General features: G+C 32.1%; 26 protein-coding genes, 4 tRNA genes and 1 pseudogene. 18 read left to right on the top strand and 13 right to left on the bottom strand.

Annotation, left to right across the window (positions count from 1 at the left end; genetic code table 11):
• Positions 1 to 2: 2 nt before the first annotated feature.
• Entirely contained in the window at positions 3 to 374 is a 372-nt protein-coding gene (locus ACFQ0S_RS07045; RefSeq protein ID WP_379759573.1) for an MmcQ/YjbR family DNA-binding protein, read from the top strand.
• A gap of 76 nt (positions 375 to 450) precedes the next feature.
• Here ACFQ0S_RS07045 and pth read toward each other — a convergent pair whose 3' ends face one another.
• The 3 genes from pth to ACFQ0S_RS07030 all read right to left on the bottom strand — a co-directional run bounded on the left by pth (position 451) and on the right by ACFQ0S_RS07030 (position 2,832).
• Positions 451 to 1,125: an aminoacyl-tRNA hydrolase gene (pth, locus tag ACFQ0S_RS07040; protein ID WP_379759575.1), complete on the bottom strand. Its 675-nt coding sequence runs from the start codon at positions 1,123 to 1,125 to the stop codon at positions 451 to 453.
• Between the two features lie 91 nt (positions 1,126 to 1,216).
• On the bottom strand, positions 1,217 to 1,825 hold the full coding sequence (locus tag ACFQ0S_RS07035) for a 50S ribosomal protein L25/general stress protein Ctc (protein WP_379759578.1): 609 nt from the start codon (positions 1,823 to 1,825) through the stop codon (positions 1,217 to 1,219).
• A 65-nt stretch (positions 1,826 to 1,890) separates the two neighbouring features.
• Positions 1,891 to 2,832, bottom strand: a complete 942-nt coding sequence (locus ACFQ0S_RS07030; RefSeq protein ID WP_379759581.1) for a ribose-phosphate pyrophosphokinase — start codon at positions 2,830 to 2,832, stop codon at positions 1,891 to 1,893.
• 287 nt (positions 2,833 to 3,119) lie between these two features.
• On the opposite strand from ACFQ0S_RS07030, the gene ACFQ0S_RS07025 reads away from it, so the two are divergent.
• From ACFQ0S_RS07025 to ACFQ0S_RS07005, 5 genes are all read left to right on the top strand, one after another.
• A tRNA-Leu gene (locus ACFQ0S_RS07025) sits at positions 3,120 to 3,199 on the top strand.
• A gap of 295 nt (positions 3,200 to 3,494) precedes the next feature.
• Positions 3,495 to 4,448 carry an acetyl-CoA carboxylase carboxyltransferase subunit alpha gene (locus ACFQ0S_RS07020; protein ID WP_379759584.1) on the top strand — a complete coding sequence of 318 codons (954 nt, stop codon included), beginning with the start codon at positions 3,495 to 3,497 and terminating at the stop codon, positions 4,446 to 4,448.
• A 140-nt stretch (positions 4,449 to 4,588) separates the two neighbouring features.
• Positions 4,589 to 6,133: a replicative DNA helicase gene (dnaB, locus tag ACFQ0S_RS07015; protein ID WP_379759587.1), complete on the top strand. Its 1,545-nt coding sequence runs from the start codon at positions 4,589 to 4,591 to the stop codon at positions 6,131 to 6,133.
• A 93-nt stretch (positions 6,134 to 6,226) separates the two neighbouring features.
• Complete coding sequence (locus tag ACFQ0S_RS07010) at positions 6,227 to 7,492, top strand: asparagine synthetase B (RefSeq protein ID WP_379759590.1); 1,266 nt, start codon at positions 6,227 to 6,229, stop codon at positions 7,490 to 7,492.
• A 174-nt stretch (positions 7,493 to 7,666) separates the two neighbouring features.
• Entirely contained in the window at positions 7,667 to 8,512 is an 846-nt protein-coding gene (locus ACFQ0S_RS07005; protein ID WP_379759593.1) for a hypothetical protein, read from the top strand.
• Positions 8,513 to 8,520: 8 nt separating this feature from the next.
• Here ACFQ0S_RS07005 and ACFQ0S_RS07000 read toward each other — a convergent pair whose 3' ends face one another.
• A complete protein-coding gene (locus ACFQ0S_RS07000; protein WP_379759596.1) occupies positions 8,521 to 9,417 on the bottom strand; it encodes a lytic transglycosylase domain-containing protein in 897 nt (298 codons plus the stop codon).
• A 46-nt stretch (positions 9,418 to 9,463) separates the two neighbouring features.
• On the bottom strand, positions 9,464 to 10,129 hold the full coding sequence (locus tag ACFQ0S_RS06995) for an alpha/beta hydrolase (RefSeq protein WP_379759599.1): 666 nt from the start codon (positions 10,127 to 10,129) through the stop codon (positions 9,464 to 9,466).
• Between the two features lie 539 nt (positions 10,130 to 10,668).
• On the opposite strand from ACFQ0S_RS06995, the pseudogene ACFQ0S_RS13450 reads away from it, so the two are divergent.
• Positions 10,669 to 10,884, top strand: a pseudogene (locus ACFQ0S_RS13450) (hypothetical protein); the annotation flags it as partial.
• 63 nt (positions 10,885 to 10,947) lie between these two features.
• Here the strand turns inward: ACFQ0S_RS13450 and ACFQ0S_RS06990 are convergent.
• The 3 genes from ACFQ0S_RS06990 to tgt form a co-directional block, all read right to left on the bottom strand.
• On the bottom strand, positions 10,948 to 11,823 hold the full coding sequence (locus ACFQ0S_RS06990; RefSeq protein WP_379759602.1) for a DMT family transporter: 876 nt from the start codon (positions 11,821 to 11,823) through the stop codon (positions 10,948 to 10,950).
• Positions 11,810 to 12,895 carry an LptF/LptG family permease gene (locus ACFQ0S_RS06985; RefSeq protein ID WP_379759605.1) on the bottom strand — a complete coding sequence of 362 codons (1,086 nt, stop codon included), beginning with the start codon at positions 12,893 to 12,895 and terminating at the stop codon, positions 11,810 to 11,812. Before ACFQ0S_RS06985 ends, ACFQ0S_RS06990 begins: the two co-directional genes overlap by 14 nt.
• Positions 12,896 to 12,962: 67 nt before the next feature.
• A complete protein-coding gene (tgt, locus tag ACFQ0S_RS06980) occupies positions 12,963 to 14,093 on the bottom strand; it encodes a tRNA guanosine(34) transglycosylase Tgt (RefSeq protein ID WP_379759925.1) in 1,131 nt (376 codons plus the stop codon).
• A 178-nt stretch (positions 14,094 to 14,271) separates the two neighbouring features.
• Here tgt and ACFQ0S_RS06975 point away from each other — a divergent pair, with 178 nt between their 5' ends.
• Positions 14,272 to 15,120: a transketolase gene (locus ACFQ0S_RS06975; RefSeq protein ID WP_379759608.1), complete on the top strand. Its 849-nt coding sequence runs from the start codon at positions 14,272 to 14,274 to the stop codon at positions 15,118 to 15,120.
• 116 nt (positions 15,121 to 15,236) lie between these two features.
• Positions 15,237 to 16,190: a transketolase family protein gene (locus tag ACFQ0S_RS06970; RefSeq protein ID WP_379759611.1), complete on the top strand. Its 954-nt coding sequence runs from the start codon at positions 15,237 to 15,239 to the stop codon at positions 16,188 to 16,190.
• A 74-nt stretch (positions 16,191 to 16,264) separates the two neighbouring features.
• Here the strand turns inward: ACFQ0S_RS06970 and ACFQ0S_RS06965 are convergent, their stop codons facing one another.
• Positions 16,265 to 17,236: an FKBP-type peptidyl-prolyl cis-trans isomerase gene (locus ACFQ0S_RS06965; RefSeq protein WP_379759614.1), complete on the bottom strand. Its 972-nt coding sequence runs from the start codon at positions 17,234 to 17,236 to the stop codon at positions 16,265 to 16,267.
• Positions 17,237 to 17,315: 79 nt separating this feature from the next.
• Between ACFQ0S_RS06965 and ACFQ0S_RS06960 the strand changes: the two genes are divergently transcribed.
• Positions 17,316 to 17,696, top strand: a complete 381-nt coding sequence (locus ACFQ0S_RS06960; protein WP_379759617.1) for an RNA-binding S4 domain-containing protein — start codon at positions 17,316 to 17,318, stop codon at positions 17,694 to 17,696.
• Between the two features lie 31 nt (positions 17,697 to 17,727).
• On the top strand, positions 17,728 to 18,225 hold the full coding sequence (locus ACFQ0S_RS06955) for a phosphoribosyltransferase family protein (RefSeq protein WP_379759620.1): 498 nt from the start codon (positions 17,728 to 17,730) through the stop codon (positions 18,223 to 18,225).
• Here the strand turns inward: ACFQ0S_RS06955 and ACFQ0S_RS06950 are convergent.
• Entirely contained in the window at positions 18,217 to 18,735 is a 519-nt protein-coding gene (locus ACFQ0S_RS06950; RefSeq protein WP_379759623.1) for a shikimate kinase, read from the bottom strand. The genes ACFQ0S_RS06955 and ACFQ0S_RS06950 overlap by 9 nt on opposite strands.
• A 127-nt stretch (positions 18,736 to 18,862) precedes the next feature.
• Here ACFQ0S_RS06950 and ACFQ0S_RS06945 point away from each other — a divergent pair.
• From ACFQ0S_RS06945 to ACFQ0S_RS06935, 3 genes are all read left to right on the top strand, one after another.
• Positions 18,863 to 18,935: transfer RNA gene (locus ACFQ0S_RS06945), tRNA-Lys, on the top strand.
• Positions 18,936 to 19,038: 103 nt separating this feature from the next.
• Positions 19,039 to 19,111: transfer RNA gene (locus ACFQ0S_RS06940), tRNA-Lys, on the top strand.
• Between the two features lie 41 nt (positions 19,112 to 19,152).
• Positions 19,153 to 19,235 (top strand) — tRNA-Leu (locus ACFQ0S_RS06935).
• A 164-nt stretch (positions 19,236 to 19,399) separates the two neighbouring features.
• Here ACFQ0S_RS06935 and ACFQ0S_RS06930 read toward each other — a convergent pair.
• Positions 19,400 to 20,566, bottom strand: a complete 1,167-nt coding sequence (locus ACFQ0S_RS06930; RefSeq protein ID WP_379759626.1) for a hypothetical protein — start codon at positions 20,564 to 20,566, stop codon at positions 19,400 to 19,402.
• A 392-nt stretch (positions 20,567 to 20,958) separates the two neighbouring features.
• On the opposite strand from ACFQ0S_RS06930, the gene ACFQ0S_RS06925 reads away from it, so the two are divergent.
• From ACFQ0S_RS06925 to ACFQ0S_RS06910, 4 genes are read left to right on the top strand one after another with little or no spacing between them, the layout of a single operon-like run.
• On the top strand, positions 20,959 to 21,855 hold the full coding sequence (locus ACFQ0S_RS06925; protein WP_379759629.1) for a MerR family transcriptional regulator: 897 nt from the start codon (positions 20,959 to 20,961) through the stop codon (positions 21,853 to 21,855).
• A gap of 55 nt (positions 21,856 to 21,910) precedes the next feature.
• Positions 21,911 to 23,371 carry a phytoene desaturase family protein gene (locus ACFQ0S_RS06920; RefSeq protein WP_379759632.1) on the top strand — a complete coding sequence of 487 codons (1,461 nt, stop codon included), beginning with the start codon at positions 21,911 to 21,913 and terminating at the stop codon, positions 23,369 to 23,371.
• A gap of 4 nt (positions 23,372 to 23,375) precedes the next feature.
• Entirely contained in the window at positions 23,376 to 24,215 is an 840-nt protein-coding gene (locus ACFQ0S_RS06915; RefSeq protein WP_379759634.1) for a phytoene/squalene synthase family protein, read from the top strand.
• A gap of 12 nt (positions 24,216 to 24,227) precedes the next feature.
• Entirely contained in the window at positions 24,228 to 24,671 is a 444-nt protein-coding gene (locus ACFQ0S_RS06910; RefSeq protein ID WP_379759637.1) for a beta-carotene hydroxylase, read from the top strand.
• A gap of 167 nt (positions 24,672 to 24,838) precedes the next feature.
• On the opposite strand, the gene ACFQ0S_RS06905 is transcribed toward ACFQ0S_RS06910, so the two are convergent.
• Both ACFQ0S_RS06905 and ACFQ0S_RS06900 read right to left on the bottom strand, forming a co-directional pair.
• Positions 24,839 to 25,375, bottom strand: a complete 537-nt coding sequence (locus ACFQ0S_RS06905) for a DUF4252 domain-containing protein (protein ID WP_379759640.1) — start codon at positions 25,373 to 25,375, stop codon at positions 24,839 to 24,841.
• A 1-nt stretch (position 25,376) separates the two neighbouring features.
• Positions 25,377 to 25,904, bottom strand: coding sequence for a DUF4252 domain-containing protein (locus ACFQ0S_RS06900; RefSeq protein WP_379759643.1), 528 nt, complete (start codon positions 25,902 to 25,904; stop codon positions 25,377 to 25,379).
• Positions 25,905 to 25,909 lie beyond the last annotated feature (5 nt).

Below are 25,909 nucleotides of genomic sequence, written 5' to 3'. Positions count from 1 at the left end.
AGATGAATATTCAACAACTCTATGAATTTTGTTTATCAAAAAAAGGAGTAACCGAACATTTTCCGTTTGATGAAGATACGTTGGTTTTTAAAGTAGGAGGCAAAATGTTTTGTCTTACCTCATTAAAAAAATGGGAATCAGGAGATCATTCTATCAATTTAAAATGCAATCCTGAATATGCACTAGAACTTCGAGCACAATATGAGGCTGTAAATCCGGGTTATCACATGAGTAAAATACATTGGAACACCGTAGATGTAGATAAAGATTTACCGTTAAAAGGTGTTGTAAAACTTATTGAACATTCGTATGAACTGGTTTTTAAAAGTTTGACAAAGATAACTCAAAATGAGATAAACGAATTAATCAATTAGCATCTTTTTTTTAAAATAAAATTATTGCAAAAGAATAATTGAAAGAAAACCAAACAATTATAAATTATACTTTAATTTATTTACCATTAAATGCAGTCATAGTATTTTCTAAACCTGCGGCTCCAAATGATTTAATAATTTCAGAAGCTAGTTCTAATCTTTCGGGTAGTTTTGTTTTTTCGGCATCGTCCCATTCCCCGAGAACATAGTCTATTTGTTTTCCTTTTTTAAATTCATCGCTAATTCCAAAACGGAAACGAGTGTAATTTTGAGTGTTCAGGATAAGATTAATATTTTTTAAACCATTATGCCCGCCATCGCTTCCTTTTGGTTTTATGCGAATGGTTCCGAAGGGAATGTTTAAATCATCTGTAATTACCAATACATTTTCAAGAGGAATATTTTCCTTTTCTATCCAGTATTGAACAGCTTTTCCGCTTAAATTCATGTAGGTGTTTGGTTTTAAAAGTAAAAAGGTTCGTCCTTTAAATTTAAATTCCGCCAAAGCACCTAATTTTACGGTTTCAAAAGCAATAGATTCTTTTTTTGCAAAAAAATCTACTATTTTAAATCCAATATTATGTCTTGTATTTACATATTCAGCTCCGATATTTCCTAAGCCAACAATTAGAAATTTATTACTCACGCTTTTTATATTGTTTTTTTGGTGTTCGTGAACCTCCGGTTTCATACAATTTGTATTGTCTTGTGTTTTTAGGTTTGAAAATAATTTGGAAATCCAATTTTTCATGTTGCAAAAATAAAACAAAAATTAGTACCGATTGTAAATAAAAAAAGCATCAGCTTTACAACTGATGCTTTTAAAATAATGTTGAAAAAAATTATTTTTTCTTTCCTTTTGCAGGAGCTTTTGCCGCTTTTGCTGCTTCTTGAGCTGCCTTCATAGCGGCACGAGAAATCTTCACTTGACAAATTACAGTATTGTCAGGGTGCATTAACTTAAAGTTATTTGCTACAACTTTAGTTACATATAACTTGTTACCCATTTGAAGTTCAGAAATGTTGGCTTCAACGAAATCAGGAAGATTTTTTGGTAAAGCTTTCACTTTTAATCTTCGTTGATTCAAACGTAAATCACCTCCTAGTAATACTCCTGGTGATGTTCCAACAATTTTCACAGGAACCTCCATAGTGATTTCTTTGCTTTCGTTCAATTGAAAGAAGTCAATGTGTAAGATTCTGTCAGATACTGGATGCACCTGAATGTCTTGCAAAACCGCGTTAAAAGTTTTTTCTCCAAGATCAATCACAACAGTGTGTGCGTTTGGAGTGTAAACCAAGTTTTTGAATGCTTTTTCGTCTGCTGAAAAATGCACTGGTTGATTTCCTCCGTATAACACGCAAGGAACCGCTCCAGCATTACGTAAGGCTTTAGTCGAAACTTTACCTACGCTTTCTCTTTCTGATCCTTTAATTGTAATCGATTTCATTGTAAAAAAATATAGTTAATAATTAATAAAATTTATTCTTCTTGCAACATTTTTGACTTTTCAATCTACATCAAAAATTTTCCACTTATGGAATTGTTGTGTTGTACCATGTACATAACTTCAGCGAAAAGAGGTGCACAACTCACTACTCTTATTTTTTTTGATTCCTTCTTTAACGGAATAGAATCGGTAACTATTAATTCGCTTAATTTCGAATTCTCTATTTTTTCATAGGCATCACCTGATAAAATTGGGTGAGTACAAATTGCTCTTACACTCAATGCTCCCTTTTCAATCATCAAATCTGCAGCTTTTGCAAGTGTACCACCAGTGTCAATCATATCGTCTACTAGCACTACATTTCTACCCGCCACTTCACCTATTAACTCCATTGAGCTTACAGAATTTGCAACTTTTCGCTGTTTATAACAAATAACCACATCCGAATTTAAAAATTTAGAATACGCATAAGCTCTTTTAGAACCTCCCATGTCTGGAGATGCAATAGTCAAATTTTCTAAATTTAAACTTTTTACATAGGGTAAAAAGATGGTCGAAGCAAAAAGGTGATCTACTGGTTTTTCAAAAAAACCTTGAATCTGATCGGCATGCAAATCCATAGTCATTACTCTAGTTGCGCCAGCTGCTTGTAATAAATTAGCAACTAATTTTGCTCCAATCGGAACTCTCGGCTTGTCTTTTCTGTCTTGTCTTGCCCAACCAAAATAAGGTATAACTGCTGTTACGTGTCTTGCTGATGCTCTTTTTGCAGCATCAATCATTAGTAACAATTCCATCAAATTATCTGCAGTTGGAAAAGTAGAACAAACGATAAAAACCCTTAATCCTCTTATAGATTCCTCATAAGAAGGCTGAAATTCACCATCACTATATTTAGAGAACGTAACTTTACCTAGCGGAACTCCATAGGTTTTAGCTATTTGTTCTGCTAAATATACACTTTGGGAACACGCAAATATTTTTGCTTCTGGTTCTTGATGTGACATTGTACTGTGTTGTTTTTATTCCGCTACTCTTTATACAATTCGGCTTTATTATTATCTAAAGCTTATCTATATTAAACGCCTCGGGTGTAGTTAGTTAGTGTGTATCGTTTTAACGAGGTGCAAATTTAGGAATAAAATCGAACTGGGAAAGGAAAATTTAGAGTATTTTTTTAGAAAGTGTTATTATATTTTTTACATTTGCACCGTGTTAAAGGAATCGATGGTTGATTTATAACAATCTCCTCTTTTATTGCGTTGAAATAAATTTATTATTTCATGTATGCTAAGCCCGAATGGCGGAATTGGTAGACGCGCTGGTCTCAAACACCTGTGGGAAACCGTGCCGGTTCGACTCCGGCTTCGGGTACTTAAACCTCTGAGAAATCAGAGGTTTTTTTGTTTACAAAGTTTTAATCACTTAAGTAACTAGTCCCTATATAACTAACTCGTTTTCGGGCATAAAAAACAAACAATTTTGGTCAACTTTGATTCTTTTTACTTTGAATTCCCTAGCAATGAAAAAAACAGTAATTTTATTGTTTTGAGATTCAAGACGGCAATCAACAATAAAATAATTGCAACTAATTTTGAAAAATTCTTTCGTTCACAATATTAAATTTTATCTTTGTTTTTTCTAATTACAATAAAACAGAATAAATCCTATGGAATATTTAGATTTTGAGCTTCCTATTAAAGAATTAGAAGACCAACTAGAAAAATGTCAATCAATTGGTCAGGAATCTAATATCGATGTTACCAATACTTGCAAACAAATAGAGAAAAAACTAGAAGATACTAAGAAAAAAATATACAAAAACCTTACAGCTTGGCAACGTGTTCAGTTGTCGCGTCATCCTAATAGACCTTATACTTTAGAGCATATTACAAATTTAACAAAGGGAACTTTTTTAGAACTTTTTGGCGATAGAAGTTTTAAAGACGATAAGGCTATGGTTGGTGGCTTAGGAAAAATTGATGGGCAATCTTTTATGATTGTAGGTCAACAAAAAGGAATTAATATGAAAATGCGTCAGTTGCGTAATTTTGGAATGGCAAATCCTGAAGGCTACAGAAAAGCGTTGCGATTGATGAAAATGGCTGAAAAATTCAATATTCCTGTACTTACTTTAATCGATACCCCAGGTGCATATCCTGGACTTGAAGCTGAAGAGCGAGGTCAAGGTGAAGCAATTGCTAGAAACATTTTTGAAATGTGCCGACTTAAAACTCCAATTATTTCAGTGATTGTAGGAGAAGGTGCTTCAGGAGGTGCTTTAGGAATAGGCGTTGGGGATAGAGTTTTAATGATGGAGAATACTTGGTATTCTGTAATTTCACCTGAATCGTGTTCCTCTATTCTTTGGAAAAGTTGGGAATATAAAGAACAAGCTGCAGAAGCTCTAAAACTGACTTCTGCCGATATGAAAAAACAAAAATTAGTTGACGATATTATTCCAGAACCATTAGGAGGAGCACACTATGATAAGGAAACCACTTTTAAAACGGTAGAGCAATATATCATGAAATCGTATAATGAATTAAAAGATTTATCAACAACAGAATTAGTAGCCCAAAGAATGGATAAATACTGTAAAATGGGCGAATTCAAAGAGTAAAATCTTACAAAACAATTTTAAATCCGAAGCCCTATAGCTTCGGATTTTTTTTGAGTTATAAACAAAAAATAACGATTTATCAACATCTATTTCTAATAACTCTAATTCTTAATTTTTTATTTTTTAGTTACATTCGCAACATGGAAAATTTCAGAAATATAAGTCCAATAAAAGTAGATAAAACTACCATTATCAATTTAGAGAAAGGGAAATTACCTCCACAGGTTCTAGACCTTGAGGAAGCTGTTCTTGGCGCTATGATGATTGATAAAAAGGGTGTTGATGAGGTTATTGATATTCTTCAATCTGATGCTTTTTACAAAGACGCTCATAAACATATTTTTGAAGCCATTGTTCAGTTGTTCACAGATACACAGCCTATTGACTTGTTAACAGTTTCGGCACAGTTAAAAAAGAATGCAAAGTTAGAATTGGCCGGGGGTGATTTTTATCTCATTCAACTTACTCAAAAAATATCATCATCTGCTCATATTGAGTTTCACTCCCGTATTATTTTACAAAAATACATTCAACGCAGTTTAATTCGAATTTCATCTGAAATCATCGAAGAATCGTATGACGAAACTACAGACGTTTTTGATTTATTAGACAAAGCCGAATCTAAATTGTACGAAGTAACACAAGGAAATATTAAAAGAAGTTCTGAAACAGCTCAAAGTTTGGTTATTCAAGCCAAAAAACACATCGAAGAAATTGCTGGAAAAGAAGGTCTAAGTGGAGTTGCAACTGGTTTTGAAAAACTAGATAAAATTACCTCAGGTTGGCAACCAAGTGATTTAATCATTATTGCAGCTCGTCCGGGTATGGGTAAAACAGCTTTTGTGCTTTCTATGGCAAGAAATATTGCTATAGATTTCGGACACCCAGTAGCTTTATTTTCTTTAGAGATGTCTTCTGTACAGTTAATAACTCGTTTAATTTCTTCTGAAACGGGTTTGTCTTCTGAAAAATTAAGAACAGGAAAATTAGAAAAACACGAATGGGAACAGTTAAGCATAAAAGTTAAAAATCTAGAAAAAGCACCCCTTTTTATTGATGATACTCCTTCATTATCAATATTCGACTTAAGAGCAAAATCTCGAAGATTAGCTTCTCAACACGGAATAAAACTAATAATAGTCGATTATTTACAATTGATGACTGCCGGAGGAAACGGAAAAGGAGGCGGAAATAGAGAGCAAGAGATTTCTACTATTTCTAGAAATTTAAAAGCCTTGGCTAAAGAATTAGGTGTTCCTGTTATAGCTTTGTCGCAATTATCTCGTGCTGTAGAAACACGTGGTTCTAGCAAAAGACCATTACTTTCTGATCTTCGTGAATCAGGAGCGATTGAGCAAGATGCCGATATTGTATCCTTTATATACCGCCCAGAATATTACAAAATTGATGAATGGGATGATGACGAGCAATCGCCAACTCAGGGGCAAGCTGAATTTATTATTGCCAAACATAGAAACGGTTCCTTAGAAAATATTAGATTAAAGTTTATTGGAAATCTAGGTAAATTTGATAATCTAGATGAATACGGAGGAAATTATGATGACCTTCCTTCAAAAATGAATCATGAAGACAATCCGTTTACAACAAAAAATCTTCCTTCTCCAAATGAAGCTTTTGGAAGTAACTTGAATCAGCAGGAGGACGAAAGTGATGTTCCTTTTTAAAGAATTGAAATTTAAATCTACTAGCGATAGTGGATTTTTTTTATGATTTTATTTAAATTTAATCAATTATCTTTGAATGATAAAAATTTAAGAATGCACTTCAAAAAGTTAATTTATTTCATATTATTTTTTGTTTCGTTTTCAGTAAAAGCTTCATTTGTTCTTTTGCCAATGGATGAAACTACACAAAAAAACCATCTTAAAGCCTACGGAATTACCTATTGGTGTTTAGATAAGCAATATAAAGCCAGTTGGCTATTGAACTATCGGGGAGGTTCGTTTTTATTACCCGATGCTCCTGAAATTAGAAAAGAATGTCAAATACGTGGAGTTAGTTTTGAAATCATTTCCGATAGCGAACAAGAATCTATATTGCAGGAAATTTCAAGTCCTTCACAAAATATGGATGCAGTAGTTTTAGAAAAAGCACCTAAAATAGCCGTTTATACTCCAAAAGGAAAACAGCCTTGGGATGATGCGGTAACTATGGTTTTAACCTACGCCGAAATTCCTTTTACACCAATATATGATGAAGAAGTTTTAACAGATCAGTTGTTGTTGTACGATTGGTTGCACTTGCACCATGAAGATTTTACGGGGCAATATGGTAAATTTTTTGCTATTTATAGAAATGCACCTTGGTATATTGAACAAAAAAAACAAGCTGAAGAATTAGCGAATAAATTAGGTTATAAGAAGGTATCTGAAGAAAAATTAGCTGTAGCAAAAAAAATTCGAGACTTTGTTATTGGCGGTGGGTTTATGTTTGCCATGTGTTCAGCAACTGATAGTTTTGATATTGCATTATCTACTGAAGGGGTAGATATTTGTGAATCTATGTTTGACGGTGATGAAAGCGAAGCTAATTATCAAACTAAAATAGATTACACTAAAACATTTGCTTTCAAAAACTTTATACTTGATAGAAAGCCTGAACATTATGAGTTTTCTGATATTGACATGACTGAAAAAAGAAGAATGGTTCCATTTGAAAAAGATTATTTTACCCTCATGGATTTTTCGGCAAAATGGGATCCAATTCCAAGTATGTTGTGTCAAAATCACACTCAGCTTATCAAAGGGTTTATGGGGCAAACTACCGCATACGAATCAGAGTTAATCAAATCTAATATTTTAGTAATGGGGACTTGTGAATTAAATGGCGAAGCTAGATACATTCACGGGCAAAAAGGAAAAGGGATGTTTACTTTTTATGGAGGTCACGATCCTGAGGATTATCAGCATAGAGTAGGGGACGAGCCTACAGTTCTTGATTTGCATCCTAACTCCCCAGGATTCCGATTGATTTTAAACAATGTTTTGTTTCCTGCAGCTAGAAAAAAGAAATTAAAAACATAGAATGTGGTTTATTAACGTTTATAATTATCCTTTTGTCTAAAATTTTAAATAATTATTTTAGAATTTGTTTTTTTATTTAACTTTACAAAATGAATTAATCTACTTATTTTCAACACATAAGTAGGATAGAATGAAACACTGTAAGCCCTTGCAGTTTTTTAAAGATTAAAAATTATGAAAAAAAGAAACCTACATCTATTTATATTTATCTTGTTTTTTGGAATATTTCTTTCAAATGCACAAGTAGGAATAAATACTACAACTCCAAATGCCCAGCTTGAAATTAAATCTAGTAATCAAGCAACACCAAATAATACCGATGGTATTCTTATCCCGAAGATTGATACATTCCCAGTAATAAATCCTACTGCAGCGCAGCAAGGAATGATGGTTTATTTGACTACAACTATAGGAGTAAATTTACCAGGTTTTTATTATTGGGATAATACGGGTGTTCCTAGTTGGAAAGCTGTAGGAGGAAACACACCAGCTTCTTTTACCCATTATATTGGAGAGCTTTATCAAGGCGGAATAATTGTTGATGTATGGAAAGAAGGTGGAGTAGAAAGAGGTTTGATCGCATCATTAGTTGATATGTCTATTCCAGGTCCGTTCCCATTTTATATCCCTTGGACATCATCTGCTGTTCAGTGTGCAACAGCTTCAGGTGCAATTAGTCAAACTAATGGTAAGGCCAACACTGTAGCCATATTGGTCCAAAATGGAAATGCAATTAATACTGCTGCCTATGTTTGTGATCAATATTCTAATTCAGGATATGACGACTGGTACTTACCGTCAAATTTTGAATTAGATAGATGTTATGATGCTGCACTAATTATAAATAGAATACTTCCTCCTTCAAACGGATTTAAAGTTGATCAAAATGTATACTATTGGTCATCAACTCAACAACCGTTTCTACCCTGTTTTGCATATGCCAAAATTTTCGATTTAGCATATACAACTCAACAAACTAAATTAAATAACCACCTTGTTCGTGCAGTAAGAATGTTTTAAACTTTTATTTAATAATATCCACTCAAAGGGATTAGTAATTCGTACTTTTTTCTAGAAACGTTTACTAATTTTTTATCTCTTAACCAAGGATTATGAATTTTTAAAATCTTATAGTTTATTCCTTGTGACTTTGCAAATGTGGCTAAATCATTTATAGAACTATCGATTTCTATTTTTTTAGTTGGCAGATTCACATACAACTGTTCCGTATTTACAGTAAATCCGTATTTAGCAGGCGCTTTCATTATTTCTTTTAAGGCTAAAATTCGAAATACATAGCGAGAAGTTTCATCGTTAAGCAATAAATCGTAGTAACTAGATACTTTTTGCATTTCGATTTGTTTGTTTACACCAGTCATCCCTCCGTTATATGAGGCGGCTGCTAATGTCCAAGAACCAAATTTTGCCTTAGCATCTAATAAATATTTGCATGCCGCTTCAGTAGATTTCTCTAAATGATATCTCTCGTCTACATATTCATTTACTTCCATACCATTTTCCTTGGCTGTTTGAGGCATAAATTGCCAAACGCCTCTAGCTCCCGCAGGTGAAACCGCATTTACTAAAGCACTTTCTATAACAGCTAAATACTTAAAATCATCAGGCACATTGTATTTAGCTAATATTGGTTCAATAACAGGAAAAGCTCTGTTGGATCTTTTTAAAATCAATAAAGTGGTTGCGTCAAGATTGGCGTTTATCAACAACTCTCTATCGAGCCTTTCTCGGACATCAGTTATTTGTAAAGGAGCTTGTTCTCCAGCAAAATCTATACTTGTGGGAAAATATTGAGATGTTCCTTCTTTAGTAATTTTGTTTTTTGTTTCTGTAGAAGTTGCATAAATCAATAATCCACTAGCAAAGACTATTGCGGAAATTATACTTGCTTTTTTTATCCCGTTCATTTTATTTTATTTTTGTTATTGGTAAACATACAAAAATCGAACCATCTTAATTCTTTTCTTCTAGAATTATTTTGGGTAAATTTTCATTAAGCCACCTGAATTTATTTAAAATCATGATGTGCGTACCTCCTTTTACAACTATACAATTTTTAATGTTTTTAATTGGAAAAACTTCGTCAGCATCACCATGAATATGAACTACATCCGGATCTGCTTGCGTTCTATCCCATAAAATTATCTGTTCGATTGCCCATTCTAAATAGCGCCTGTCTCTAACCGACAAAAACTTTTCATATAATTTAAGCCTTTGATTGACTTTATCACCAAATGAAAATTTTGCTAATTTTTCTATATCTAAAAACATATTCATTGGTATTAGTTTATATGCTTTGGTTGTTTTAGCGATTTTCATTCGTAAAGGAAATTCTAAATTACTTTTTACGCTTGAAATAATTATTACTTTTCTAACATCTACAAATTTTGCCATTTCTTGAACCAAAATACCTCCAAAAGAAACGCCTATTAAAACTGGATTTTTATGTCTTATTTTTTCGGTTATTCGTTTAGCATATTCTAACAAAGATTCATGGTCTAAAGGGATTTCCCAATCAAGAAAAAAAATTTCAAAGTCTTCTTTTGGAAGCAGAATTTTCTCAAAAATTGTTGGACTTGCCGCCAAGCCAGGCATAAAATATATAGGAATTTTATTCATTATTTTTTATTAAAACAAAAATTATAATAATTAGTAAATTCGTCATAAAAGCCAATATTATCTTAAACGTTTAAAGAAAGTATAAAAAAGAACTTGAATTTTAATTATCAAATTATATTTGGGTTACACAAAAAATACCTCCAATCTTATGACAAATATAACGCTGTTTTTACAAATAATTTCAAAATTAGATTATACAGAATACAATAATATAGAAGCTAATTAGCAAAATGACAAACTCACTAAATGATTCAATAGTTAGATTAATTTAGTTTCAATGCTTTTCTATCAATTTATAAAGATTCTGAATGTTCTATGTGTAGTTTTTATTCTAAAAAAGTATAATACCTTAACAAATTAGGACTAATTGATTAATTGAAAACTATTAATTTAGTTTTAGTGAAATTTATGAAAGTAAGTAGAATAAAGTTTGATTTAGCATTCAAAGCCAAAGTTGCTCTTGAAATATTAAAATAGTGAGAGGAATTATCAATACTTGCAGTTTGGTATAATTTGCATCACATTCAGATATGTAATGGCAAACAATTTTCGACCAATTAAAAAATATTTTTCAAGTTGAACATTTAAGAAATCTTTCTCAAATATAACACTTCAATAATATATTTTCAGCTCTAATTGCTTGCAACTACGCTGAGAAAAAACCATCTCTAAATAACAATTTCGCTGATACTATTTTCAGTAATTTTATATCGAACTCAATTTATTTATTATTAAATGGAATTTTGACTAAATAATAAATGTGAATGAAAAATTTGTAATAGTTAAGGATTTAGTTGACAAAGAAAAATGGAAAGAAATTACTTTTTATAATACTTTACAATTCCGTTCAAAACGACTGTCGAAAGTATAATAATTGCACCAATATAAAACTCAAAACTCATTTTTTCTTTTTCATTAAAAACTAGAATTGCAAGTATAACCCCGTAAATTGGCTCTAGATTTATAGTTAGCATTACCGTATACGGACTTAAAAACTTCATGACCTTTACAGAAGTAATAAAAGCATAAGCGGTACATATTGAACTTAATAAAATTAAATACATCCAATCAGAAGTTTTAATCGTAAAAAATGCCAAGTCAAAACTATTGGTTGCCAACAAATAAATTGAAATAAATAAAACACCAGCAAAAATTTCATAAAAAGAAATAATGGATGGATTATAAACTTTAGCATATTTGCTATTAAAAATTGAAAAGAGAGCTGATAATAATGCCGAACACAAAGCATAAAGAATTCCCTCAATGTAATTTGCTTCTACTTTAAAAATAATTCCTAATCCAAAAACCACCATTAACCCGAAAAAAACTTCATAAAAAACAATTTTTCTTCCAATAAATAATGGCTCCAATAAGGAAGTAAAAAAAGCTCCAGTTGAAAGACACGCTAGAGTTACAGACACATTGGAAACTTTGATAGCTTTAAAAAAAGTTAACCAATGCAAAGCGATTATTAGTCCTAAAAATAAGAATCCTATAAGTGCTTTTAGGGGTACTTTGTAAGAAAATTTTTTGAACCAAACATAAAGAAATATAAAAACGAAAGCGATTAACATTCTATACCAAACTAGTGGTATGGCATCGAGTGAAATTAAAGCTCCTAAAACAGCTGTGAATCCCCAAATAAAAACAATTATATGGAGATGAAGATAGCTTTTTAGATTATCGCTTTGCATTTCGTAAAAGATAAATGGCTAAGCTTCCGAAAACAATATTAGGTATCCAAACAGCAATAATTGGAGGTATCGTAGATGATTCTGCCATAACTCCAAAAATTTTCTCAAAAAACACAAAAGAAAATGATAAAAGAATTCCTATCGCCAAATTCATTCCCATTCCGCCTCGTCGTTTCATAGAAGAAACAGCAACAGCAATTATAGTTAATATAAATGCTGAAACCGGTACGCTATACTTTTTGTATAAAACAGTTAGGTACACATTAATATTTGCATTACCTCTACTTTTTTCCCTATCAATAAAATCAATTAAATCAAAAAGACTTAAGGTTTCAGCTACATAAACGGTAGGAGTTAAATCATCGAGTTCAAAATTGAACTTATGTACTTTTTGATCGGCTTGCTCAATAAAATCATCGAGTTTTCCTACTGTTCTTTTGGTATATCCAAAAAGGGTGTACGTGCTATCTTTAGGATTCCATTTTATTCTATTGGCAGTAATTTTATAATCTAATTTATCGCCTTTGAATTTTTCGAGAGAGAAATTGAAAGCAGTTTTTGATATCGAATTAAAATTACTTACATATATAAATTCATCATCGCTAATTTGTCTAAAAACGTCTGACATTTGCCTCATTTCAGCTTGTCCGTTACCTATAAGATAGGTGTACCTAAAATTTTTAAATCCCTCGCTCGCTTTTGGGACTAAAAAAAAGCCCATTAATAATGAAATTAATGAAACAAAAGTAGCTCCAATAATATAAGGCCTTAAAAAACGAGTAAATGAAATACCCGAACTCAGTATAGCAATTATCTCCGTATTATTTGCCAGTTTTGAGGTAAACCAAATTATTGATAAAAACAAAAAAATTGGAAAAAGAATATTGGCAAAATACACTACAAAATCAATATAATAACTGACAATTTCTTTAAAAGGCACTTTGTGCGCTATCATTTTATTGATCTTTTCAGAAACATCAATGATAATTCCTATAGGAATAAACAACAAAAGCATCACTGAAAAAGTAGCTAAGTATCTTTTAAGAATGTATTTATCAATTATTGTAAGCATTTTTTTGTTTAATCGTTGAACTGTTTCATTGTTTAACCGAATCAACGATTAAGCAAATCAACCAAAATTACAACCTTTGGCTCATGTTTTTTACCATCATTTCTTTCCAAACTCTGAAATCTCCTGCTAATATATGCTTTCTAGCTTCACGAACCAACCACATATAAAACCCAAGATTATGAATGGTAGCAATTTGTTTTCCCAAATATTCATTTGCTGCAAATAAATGTCTTAAATAAGCTTTTGTATACTCGGTGTCAACGAAAGTTATTCCCATTTCATCTAACGGAGAAAAGTCATCTTCCCACTTTTTATTTTTTATATTTATGGTTCCGTTTGCAGTAAATAGCATTCCGTTTCTTGCGTTACGAGTTGGCATTACACAATCGAACATATCTATACCAAGAGCAATATTTTCTAAAATATTTATTGGTGTTCCTACCCCCATCAAGTATCTCGGTTTGTCTTCAGGTAAAATATCACAAACTATTTCGGACATAGCATACATTTCTTCAGCAGGTTCGCCTACTGACAACCCTCCTATGGCATTGCCTTGCTGTCCTGCATTTGCAATGTATTCCGCTGATTGCATTCTTAAATCTTTATAAGTGCTCCCTTGTACAATTGGAAAAAATGTTTGGTCATATCCGTACTTTGTAGGCACTTTCTCTAAATGATTGATACAACGGTCTAACCAACGGTGCGTCATTTTCATCGAGCGTTGCGCATACCTATAATCACAAGGATACGGGGTACATTCATCAAAAGCCATGATGATATCTGCTCCAATGGTTCGTTGAATTTCCATTACATTTTCAGGCGTGAAAAAATGATATGAACCGTCAATGTGCGATTTAAACTTTACTCCCTCTTCTTTTATTTTTCTGTTTGCTGATAGTGAATACACTTGATAACCGCCTGAATCAGTCAAAATATTTCTATCCCAATTCATGAATTTATGTAACCCTCCCGCCTTTTCTAAAATTTGTGTTTGAGGTCTTAAATACAAATGATAGGTGTTTCCGAGGATAATATCTGGATTTATCTCTTCTTTTAGTTCGCGTTGATGCACCCCTTTTACAGAAGCAACTGTCCCAACAGGCATAAAAATTGGAGTTTCAATTATACCATGATCAGTAGTAATGCTTCCTGCTCTGGCTTTTGTTTGCGGGTCCTTATGTAATAAATCAAACTTCATATAATTATTTTCTCCCGAACGTTCGGGAGGCAAAGATAAAAGATTTAGCACTTAGGATTTAAGATTTAGGATTTTATTTAACAGACAATAGTTACTCTTATGATAACTATTATGAAAATCATTTGTCTTAAGAGAAAATAAAAATTACTTTTGCCAAAGTTTAACTTTAATATATAAAATGAAGCCTAACATACAACAATTAAACGATTTAACTATTCAAGTAAGAAGAGACATTCTTAGAATGGTTCATGCAGTAAATTCAGGACATCCTGGAGGTTCTCTTGGCTGTACCGAATTTTTTATAGCCCTATACCAAAACCTAATGGATAGAAAAGAAGGTTTTGATATGGACGGAATTGGCGAGGATCTCTTCTTTCTTTCTAATGGTCATATTTCACCTGTTTTCTATAGTGTTCTTGCCAGAAGTGGTTATTTTCCTATTGCTGAATTAGCCACATTTAGATTGCTTAACAGTCGTTTACAAGGGCATCCTACAACTCATGAAGGTTTGCCTGGAGTTAGAATTGCATCAGGTTCTTTAGGACAAGGAATGTCAGTAGCTATTGGTGCTGCCCAAGCTAAAAAATTAAACGGAGACAATCATATCGTCTATTCCCTTCATGGGGATGGCGAATTACAAGAAGGACAAAACTGGGAAGCCATTATGTATGCTTCAGCCAAAAAAGTAGACAACCTTATTGCCACTATCGATTTAAACGGAAAACAAATTGACGGTACTACTGATGAAGTATTGGCAATGGGAAACATTCGTGCTAAATTTGAAGCTTTTGATTGGGATGTTTTGGAAATAAAAGAAGGAAACAATCTTGAGGCTATTATTGCAGGGATGACCGATGCAAAATCAAGAACAGGAAAAGGAAAACCTGTTTGTGTTTTATTGCATACCGAAATGGGTAATGGTGTTGATTATATGATGTACAGTCATGCTTGGCATGGTAAAGCCCCAAATGATGCACAATTAGAAAACGCATTAAGTCAAAACCAAGAAACTTTAGGAGACTATTAATCCCCACCTAGCCTCCCCGAAGGGGAGGGACAGCTACAAAAATTGATAAATAAAAATATAAAAACCTATTTACCCCAATAGGAACTCCCCTCCTTTGGAGGGGTTGGGGGAGGAAAATGAAAAAATATACAAATACAGGAAGTAAAGATACCCGTTCCGGTTTTGGAGCAGGAATGACCGAGTTGGGTCAAAAAAATGAAAATGTAGTAGCGCTTTGTGCGGACTTAATTGGTTCATTAAAATTTGACGATTTCAAAAAAAATCATCCAGAACGTTTTTTTCAAATAGGAATTGCCGAAGCCAACATGATTGGTATTGCAGCCGGCTTAACTATTGGCGGAAAAATTCCTTTTACTGGAACGTTTGCCAACTTTTCTACAGGAAGAGTTTACGATCAAATTCGTCAATCAGTAGCTTACTCAGATAAAAACGTGAAAATCTGTGCTTCGCATGCAGGTTTAACTTTAGGAGAAGACGGAGCAACACATCAAATTTTAGAAGATATTGGATTAATGAAAATGTTGCCGGGAATGACTGTAATTAATACTTGCGATTACAATCAAACCAAAGCGGCTACATTGGCAATTGCTGAGCATCATGGTCCGGTTTACTTGCGTTTTGGACGTCCGGTTGTTGCTAACTTTACACCAGCAGATGAGCCTTTCGAAATAGGGAAAGCTATTCTTTTAAACGAAGGTTCAGATGTAACTATTGTTGCAACAGGCCATTTGGTTTGGGAAGCTTTAATTGCTGCCGAAGCGTTAGAAGCTAAAGGAATTTCAGCCGAAGTGATCAATATTCACACCATCAAACCATTAGACGAAGCTGCCATTTTAAAATCATTAGCCAAAACAAAATGTATCGTTACTGCCGAAGAACACAATATCCTTGGCGGATTAGGAGAAAGCATTTCTAGAGTATTGGCTTTGAATAATCCGGCGCCGCAAGAGTTTGTTGCCGTTCAGGATAGTTTTGGTGAAAGCGGTACTCCAGAGCAATTAATGGAAAAATACAAACTCAACAATCAAGCGATTTTTGCAGCTGTTGAAAAAGTAATAAAGAGAAAATAAATCGTTTTTTCTTAAACCAAAAAAATCCCGACTTGTAAATTAACGAGTCGGGATTTTTTGTGTTTTAGTTTAATCTAGAAACATGATTTATCTAAGTGCTTTTTTGTTCCAGTAGTCAATCCGCTGCAATCTAAAATTAAATCATAGCTAGTTGGTATAACACCATTTATTTTAATTTCGTTTTTAGTTAAAACACCATCCCCATCATCATCTATATCTAGATAGTCCGATCTTCCGTCTTTGTCAGTATCTTGATTGGTAAAATTACCATTTTCATCAACAACATTTTCATCTTTTGAAAGTACTCCGTCTTGGTCTTGATCAGCATGTTTTACATCATATAATTTAAAAGTAAACACCAAAGGAGCGTAAGAAGGTATTCTAGACCCCAAAGGCGGACTATTGAAATACGCTAATCCGGAAGGCAAAAACATAACTCCTGCACCAAAGTTCGTAAACGAAGCGGGATCTGGACTAAGAGTTGCATCGTAAATTCCCGTCGTAAATCTAGGAAAAATCTCTCCCCAGCCTCTAATGGTTCGGTCTAAACCTAACATTGATTGCGGAAATACAACGGTTTCAAACGGTGTTCCCTCTATAATCGTTCCAGCTTCTTCAGTTTTACTACTTAAGTAAAAACCACTATAAGCTGCTAAAACCTCATCAACACGTATAGGCTTTTTTCCTAATTCGTTATCTGCTCTTAGTTTTAAATAATAGATTTTATAGGTAATGTCATGAAGTAGTACGTCTTTCGTTAATAGTTTTGGGTAACTATTACTATTCAAAAATTTAAAAATTGATTTTTGTCCCCCACCATCCGGAATTTTTGCGAAAGTAATATCTTCATCAGCAAAATCGGGATTGTTTACATCATTTACAATATAATATGAATTGAGGTATGCTTCAATTGTAGTTATGTCAGTATAATATTGCACATTAAAAGCTCTTACCGGAACTGGTTCTGGAGTATCGTCATTATTGTTGCAAGAAAAAAGCAATGCAGCGAAAGAAATTACAACAAAATAAAACTTAAATTTGTTCATTTATTAGATGATTTTTGTGGGCGCAAGATACAATTTTGATTTACTTTTGTGAATAATTTAACGCCGATTTTAGAAAAATATGAGAGTAGATAAGTTTTTATGGTGCGTACGGTATTACAAAACTAGAAATATGGTTACTGAAGCCTGTAAAAAAAACCATATTACAGTAAACGGACAACTAGCAAAACCATCAAAAGAAGTCTTTCCATCTGATACTATTACTTTTAGAAAAGATCAAATCACTCAAATTATAACAGTGCTCGATATTCCTGAAAGTCGGGTTGGCGCAAAATTAGTTGACATTTACAGAAAAAACGAAACTCCTGCCGAAGTATACCAACATTTAGAATTATTAAAATTGGCCAAAGAACATTACAGAAAAACGGGAGACGGGAGACCTACTAAAAAAGACCGAAGAGATCTTGACGATTTTGGAAATAAAGCTGAAAACGAGTCTTAAAAATTATTTGAATTTTAAAAAATAACAAAAAATGAGTCAAAATATTATCCTAAACAACCTTGAGATAGCCCATAAAATAAAGCGGATTGCCTATCAAATCTACGAAACTTTTGTAGATGAAGATACCATTGTGATAGCTGGAATTACAAGAAACGGATATGTTTTTGCCGAAAAAATCGCATTGGCTTTAGAATCCATCTCAACACTAAAAATAATATTGTGCGAAGTTTATATCGATAAACAAAATCCTACTGCTCCTATTACAACCTCTATACCTAAAGAAGCCTATCAAAATAAAGGGCTTGTTCTTGTAGATGATGTTTTAAGTTCGGGAACTACACTCGTTTATGGCGTAAAACACTTTTTAGAAGTACCACTTAAGAAATTTAAAACAGCCGTTTTAGTCGATAGAAATCATAAAAAATATCCAGTTAAGGCCGATTTTAAAGGAATTTCATTGAGCACGTCGTTACAGGAACATGTTCAGGTTGTTTTTGAAAAGGACAACAGTTATGCCTATTTAAATTAAGACCGCTTTTATTTCTAAAACTGTTTCCTCAGGCGATTTATTATCTGTTGTAAAAATATATTTCGCTTGATTGTAATAAAAACTGCGTTCAAAAAGATGCTTTGCAATAAACTCTTTCATTTCTTCTTCGTTTTTTGAAGCGATTAAAGGTCTATTGGCTTTTTGAAACTGCAATCTTCTGTATAAGTTTTCAATAGAAGCTTTCAAATAAATGGTCGTAATCGTTTCTGCTTGCAGCAATTCTAGATTATTAGCAAAACAAGGCGTGCCACCTCCTAGACTTATAATCAAATTTTGATTTAATTGGAGCGTTTTCTTTAAAATCTCGTGTTCTTTTTTCCTAAAATAGACTTCTCCTTTTTGCTCAAAAATAGAAGAAACCGATGAATCTAGCTCTTTTTCAATCAATTCATCCAAATCTAGATACTCAAAACCGATGCTTTTTGACAATAATTTTGCAATTGTAGACTTCCCGGAACCCATATAACCAATCAAAATTATTTTCTTCATAGCAATAAAACCTTATAAACAAAGACATTAACAATAAATAGTAAAAAAAGGCAAATTTAAAATAAAATAGCTTTGAAAAATAAATAATAACGCCTTATATTTGCACCCGCATTGAAGAAATGTTAATGACTTGATAGCTCAGTTGGTAGAGCACATCACTTTTAATGATGGGGTCCTGGGTTCGAGCCCCAGTCAGGTCACAATTTTAATGCCAGATGTCTTGGGCGAGAAGTTTATCCCGAGAGCGAAGAGAATCGGGAAGCCCCAGTCAGGTCACAAATTTTCACATAATCTTCATGCTACGACTTGATAGCTCAGTTGGTAGAGCACATCACTTTTAATGATGGGGTCCTGGGTTCGAGCCCCAGTCAGGTCACAAAAAGTTGTTCGTTTAAGCGGATGACTTTTTTTGTTTTAGGCCACGTGGAGAAACGGTAGACTTGCCATCTTGAGGGGGTGGTGCTCGTAAGGGCGTGTGGGTTCAAATCCCACCGTGGTCACTTTTAGAACAAAAATAAAATCCTAAATACTTAACTTATAAGTAATTAGGATTTTTTTGTTTTAAATCTATATTGTTTTTGTGTTTAAGATTTTTAAAAAGTAAAAACCAACTTTTGATTAAGCCCAAAAATTCCAATTGACCAAACCGCTGTTATCTGTAGCTTTATGTTCTTCTTGAAATAATTATTTTTATTATACGATTAATTGTTTTGTTTGATTGTACTAATTCGATTGCAATTTTTTTGTGTATTCCAACTTCCCAAGGTTCTTCTGGCAATAGCTTTTCAACTTTACTAATTATCTCTTCAGTTATTACTACTTTCTGTTGTGGCTCAATATATATCTTCTCTTTTTTTGGATATTCGGGAATAACATAATCATCAAAAAGTTTTTTAAAGAATTTAATATTTTGATTTGCTTTTGAAGTTTTTTTAAAAATATTTATGTAATCTTTTATTTTATTTTGTTCTCCACATATTTTTATTTCAATAAAGTTATCAAATAGCTCTCTTTTTTCTACCAAAATGTCTTTAAAAACTACTAACTCATCATTGCTCCAAAATCCAAATCCATCTTCAATAATATCTAGCTTTTCAATATTGTTTTGAAAGGAAAACCAAATTGTTCTAGTTTCAATTTTATTTTCTTTTGATGGAATTACATTCTGTAAATATTTTATTGTGTTTTTATTTACAATTTCACCAAAGATTTTTATATCCACTATCGCGTTTCTTATGTAATCATCACTAATTGACACCCCTGATTTAGTAGTATTATATTTTTTTCGATATTGCTTATCAGTTTTACCAAGATTATGGACATGGAGATGTCTTCTATCGTGATACTCAATAATTCTTTCTTTTGAAGGAAAGAATGAATTCAATTCTAAATCGAATTTTGATTTATAATATTTTATAATTTTATCAAATCCACCGCTTGATAGTTGTCTACAATCTTTGTTAATGATTTTATTAAATATTTCTGTTAATGAGTTATATGATAAAAGTTCTTGATGTTGAAACTCAATTATATTGTTTGTTTTGAATGGTTGTTTAGTTTCTGTGAAAATAAATTTGATATTATCTATTAGAAATTGTTCAAGTATTGAAATCAATTTTATTAGTAAAAGTTGTCTTAAATCAAATGATAGGGAATTAACATTTGAATCAAAATCTTCTAGATTTTCTACAATACAATTTTCTATACTATTCTCGATTTCCCAACTCGATTTTTTTATTAATCTAGTCTGTTCATATGCAATTAAAGTAGAATTATAAAGATTTAGTAAATCTTCGATTTCATTTGTAAATATTTTATAGGCTATTCTCAATTTGGCTCTGTTTTTTTTGAAAAAGTTACATCTAGCGTTCTGGGACTAAAGCTTGTTTTGGTATAATGACTTCCATAAAAATATTTAAAATTTTAAATTAATACCCAAATCTAATAATTCCAAATGAATTAAAATTACTACTTCCCGTAAATATTAAAAATTATTGCTTTTAATCTATTCAAAAAAAAATCACTCATTTACAACATCTTAAAATTCAATAATTGTGCCCAACGGGGTTTCATTATTTAGTAATTGTTTATTGAGACTATTTTAAAATTTCCATTTGAAATAGAACAAAATATATTACTCTTAGTAATTTTTAAATTATTTTACTTATTCTATCGTTAAACAAAAAAATAGGATTACTTTTGTTTAATAAATATATCGAAAACATGAACAACGTAAAAAATGTTTTTAGCATTAAGGATTTAGAAAATCTTTCCGGTATTAAAGCACATACCATACGCATTTGGGAAAAGAGATACAACATTCTTGAGCCCATGCGAACCGATACCAATATTAGATTTTATGATTTAGCAGGTTTGCAAAAGCTGTTAAATATAGTCTTGTTGCACAATCATGGCTATAAAATATCAAAAATATCAAAATATCCTCAAGAAACCATTCCCGCTCTAGTAAGGGAAATTATTTCTGAAAAAAGCGCAAAGCATCATGCTATAAATGCGTTTAAAATGTCGATGATGAATTTTGATCAGGCGTTATTTTTTAATACCTACAATACTTTACTTTCAGAAAAATCATTTCGAGAAGTGTTTTACCAAGTGTTTATTCCGCTTATGAGTGAAATTGGATTGTTGTGGCAATCGGACACTATAACTCCAGCTCATGAACATTTTATCACCTATTTAATAAAACAAAAAATACTAATAAACACAGAGAAATTACAAACTTCTGATCCCATAAATTCTGATAAAGTTTTTGTTTTGTACCTACCTTCGAACGAAATTCACGAATTGGGATTGATGTATCTGAATTATGAAGTAAATTTTCATGGCTACAAATCTATTTATCTTGGCGAAAGTGTACCTATTGACAGCTTAAAAGACCTTAAAACGTATTTTGATAATATTGTTTATGTTACCTACTTAACTGTTGAGCCAAACAAAGATGAAATAAATGATTATGTAAATACATTAAATTCAGAAATAATCGATGAAAATTCAGAGTTATGGTTAATAGGTAGAATGGTTGAATTTATAGATAAGAATAATTTAAAACCGAACAATAAAATTCATTACTCTATTTCAGAATTGGTAAATAATTTATAAAATTGACTACAAAAAACTATTGTTGTTTAACTTTTAAATACCTTTGTTAAACAATATGAAAAAAGATATAAAAATAATTGGATCTGGTTTTTCAGCACTTTCTGCTGCTTGTTACCTTGCTAAAAATGGTCATCAAGTAGCGGTTTATGAAAAAAATGATTCCATTGGTGGCAGAGCGCGCCAACTTAAACGAGATGGTTTTACTTTTGATATGGGACCAAGCTGGTATTGGATGCCCGATGTATTTGAGCGGTTTTTTGGGGATTTTGACAAAAAAACTTCCGACTATTACCAACTTATAAAACTGTCGCCTGCCTACAGAGTATATTACGGAATAAATGACTTTATAGCCATAGCCGATAATTTACCAGAAATTATAACCACTTTCGAGGCCATCGAAAAAGGTAGTGGTAAAATTCTACAAGAATTCATGAATGAAGCCAAAAGCAATTATGATATTGCCATAAAAGATTTGGTTTATAGACCTGGTGTTTCTCCGTTAGAATTGATTACTCTAGAAACTGCCAAGAAAGTAAATCAGTTTTTTAGCAACATTAGTAGAGACATCCGCAAAAAATTCAAAAATATTCGATTAATTCAAATTTTAGAATTTCCGGTATTATTTCTAGGAGCTAAACCTTCAGACACTCCATCTTTCTATAGCTTTATGAATTTTGCTGATTTCGGACTAGGAACTTGGCATCCCAAAACAGGCATGTATGATGTAGTATCAGCAATGGAAAAATTGGCAATAGAACTGGGAGTCACTTTTCATGTAAATGCTGCTATAGAAAAAATTATTGTTGAAAATAAAAAAGCAGTCGCATTAGTAGTTAATGGAGAAACACTGAAAGCAGATGTCATTTTGAGCGGCGCCGATTACCATCACACGGAAACTTTATTAGACCAAGAACATCGTGCGTATTCTGAAAAATATTGGGAGAGTCGAGTTTTTGCTCCTTCCTCTTTATTATTCTATGTAGGTTTCGACAAAAAATTAGAAAATATTTCTCATCACGCTTTATTTTTTGATGTCGATTTTAATCAACATGCCATAGATATTTACGATAAACCTCAATGGCCTAACGAACCATTGTTTTACGCTAATTTCCCATCAATAACCGATGAAACAGCCGCGCCAAAAGGAATGGAATCGGGTTTTTTTCTAATACCATTAGCCCCAGGAATAGAAGACTCAGAAGCGTTGCGCGAAGTTTATTTTGAAAAAATTATTGACCGTTTTGAAAAATTAACACAGCAAAATGTAAAAAATAATATTATCTTTAAACAGTCATTTTGTAAAAATGATTTTGTTTCGGAATACAACTCTTATAAAGGAAATGCTTACGGCATGGCAAATACACTATTGCAAACGGCTTTTTTAAGACCTAAATTAAAAAGCAAAAAAGTTAGTAATTTGTACTTTACTGGACAGCTTACAGTTCCTGGACCAGGTGTTCCTCCAGCATTAATTTCGGGAAAATTAGTAGCCGAATTAATAGAAAAAAATATTTAGTACTATGAAATCGCTATTTGATAAAATTTCATTTGAATGTAGTAGGAATGTTACGCAGTCCTATAGCACCTCTTTTTCCTCAGCCGTAAAAATGTTAGCGCCAAGTATTAGACAAGACATTTATAATATATATGGTTTTGTGCGATTTGCAGATGAAATTGTAGATACTTTTCATGAGTATAACAAAGAAGAATTGTTTTCAATTTTTGAAACTAATTTAGAACTGGCTTTAAAACATAAAATCAGTTTAAATCCAATCTTAAATTCTTTTCAGCATACCGTTGCTAAATATAACATTCCAAATGAATTGATTGACGCTTTCATGAAAAGCATGAAACTCGATTTAACTAAAACCGAATATAAAAGTCAGGAAGAATATAATGAATATATTTTTGGCTCAGCAGATGTTGTAGGCTTAATGTGTTTGAAAGTTTTTGTTAATGGCGATGCTGCAAAATATGAAGAATTAAAAGAATCTGCCATGCGATTGGGATCAGCTTTTCAGAAAGTAAATTTTCTTAGGGATTTGAAAGCCGATTTTGAAGATTTGAACAGAACGTATTTCCCAAATACCGATTTGAACAAATTAGACGAAGTTTCTAAATTAAAAATTGTCGAAGAAATTGAAGCCGATTTTAAAGCCGGTTATGAAGGAATTGTAAATTTACCATTAGAAGCAAAATTTGGCGTTTACACCGCTTATTGCTATTATAAAAAATTGCTTTCCAAGTTAAAAAAAACGCCTTCATCTGAAATAAAAAACACCCGAATTAGGGTCTCTGATTATCAAAAATATGGGCTTTTTGCCAAGTGCTATTTCTCATACAAATTGAATATAATTTAAATTTAAAACATCATGTGGTTGAATATTTTTGTTTTTTTTGCAACTTTTATATTCATGGAGTTTATGGCTTGGTTCAGTCATAAATACATTATGCACGGATTTTTATGGTCATTACATGCCGATCATCATAAAAAAGATCATGATTCTTGGTTTGAACGTAATGACGCTTTTTTTATTTTTTATGCAGTAGTTAGTATTGGATGTTTCTTGCTGTGGCAAAACAATATTCTGGCTATTGGACTGGCCTTAGGATTAGGTATTTTTGCTTATGGATTGGCTTATTTTATCGTTCATGATATCTTTATTCATCAACGTTTTAAATTGTTCCGAAATGCTAATAGCGCTTATGGCAAAGCGGTGAGAAGAGCTCATAAAATGCACCATAAACACGTAGGAAAAGAAGATGGTGAATGTTTTGGAATGTTGTTTGTGCCTTTTAAATACTTTAAGAAATAATTTCATTTGAATTTGCTTGGCGTAATTTGCTTTATTAAAACGATTCTCGAGACATCAAGATGAAAAATTGGGATAATCTAACAGACGGCTCCAAGAGTTACTCCATAAAAAAAGCGTCCCGATTTACTAAATCATGACGCTTTTTGAATTGAATTAACCTTTTAAATCTATTTTTTAAACATTTCCTGCAAGGGTTTTAGTTGTTCTAAATCAATATTAGCACTTTGCAAAACCGACATCATGGTCATTATATTGGTTGGATTCATGTCTCTTCCTAAAATTCGAATCACTGCGAATCCGTTTTCTTTTTTATTAGCAAATAGGACAAACTCTTCAATATGATCGTCTGAACCTACAAAACATACAGACGCGCCCTCTTTGCCTGAACCAAATTTCATCAATTGTTGGTACTTCACATCTTTTAAAATAGTGTCTACTTTAGCTCGTTCTATTTCAAATTGTGCTTGGTTTGTAGCATTTAATTTGAAAGCTAGAATATTCATTTTATCAAACGATTGCAGGGCTTGATTTTGTTCTGCTGATAATTTTGTTTTATCAATATTCAAAATGCTCGGCGACACATCTAGTGCAATAAAATTCTTATTTTCGGTATTTTCTACAAAATATTTCTGCAAACTTGGTTCTGAATTGCAACTTAATAAAATCAAACTGCAAATCGCTAAAAAACAGTAAATCAGTCGCATACTACTTTTTCCCTTTTGTTGCTTTCTTCAAATCGTCACCGCCAGGAATTCTCATTTTATCGGTAAGAACTGAAATTTCATTCAAATCGAAATCACCAGTCAATGACATTAAAACTGTATCGTCGTTCTTAGCACCTTCAATAAACATCAATAATTCTTTAACTTGGGAATCGCTTGCCCCTGATTTTACTAGAATTTTAATGTTTCTTCCGTTTTCGTTTACACGCATCAATTCTTCTAAACCTGATGTTTTTATGTATTTGTCGGCAGCCGCTTTCATTTCGTTTTCTACTCTTGTACTTTTTGTGGTAAACACTTTTAGATTGTCTAATTTTTTAATCAAATTGAGATATTGCTGCGCTTGTTTGTCAGTGGCGTCCATTTTTACCTTACTCATCAATTCGAACATTTTTTTGTTCACTATAATTGAGGTTACATCATCTTGACCATCGAATTTATCAAAAGCCGACTGACCGAAAAAAGTATTTGAAACTAATACTACTACAACTGTAATTATAAATTTTTTCATTTTTT

It is taken from the genome of Flavobacterium myungsuense (assembly GCF_042677265.1).
GTDB lineage: Bacteria > Bacteroidota > Bacteroidia > Flavobacteriales > Flavobacteriaceae > Flavobacterium > Flavobacterium myungsuense.
The sequence above is the reverse complement of the archived record's forward strand: the minus strand, read 5'-3'. Positions and strand labels throughout refer to the sequence as shown.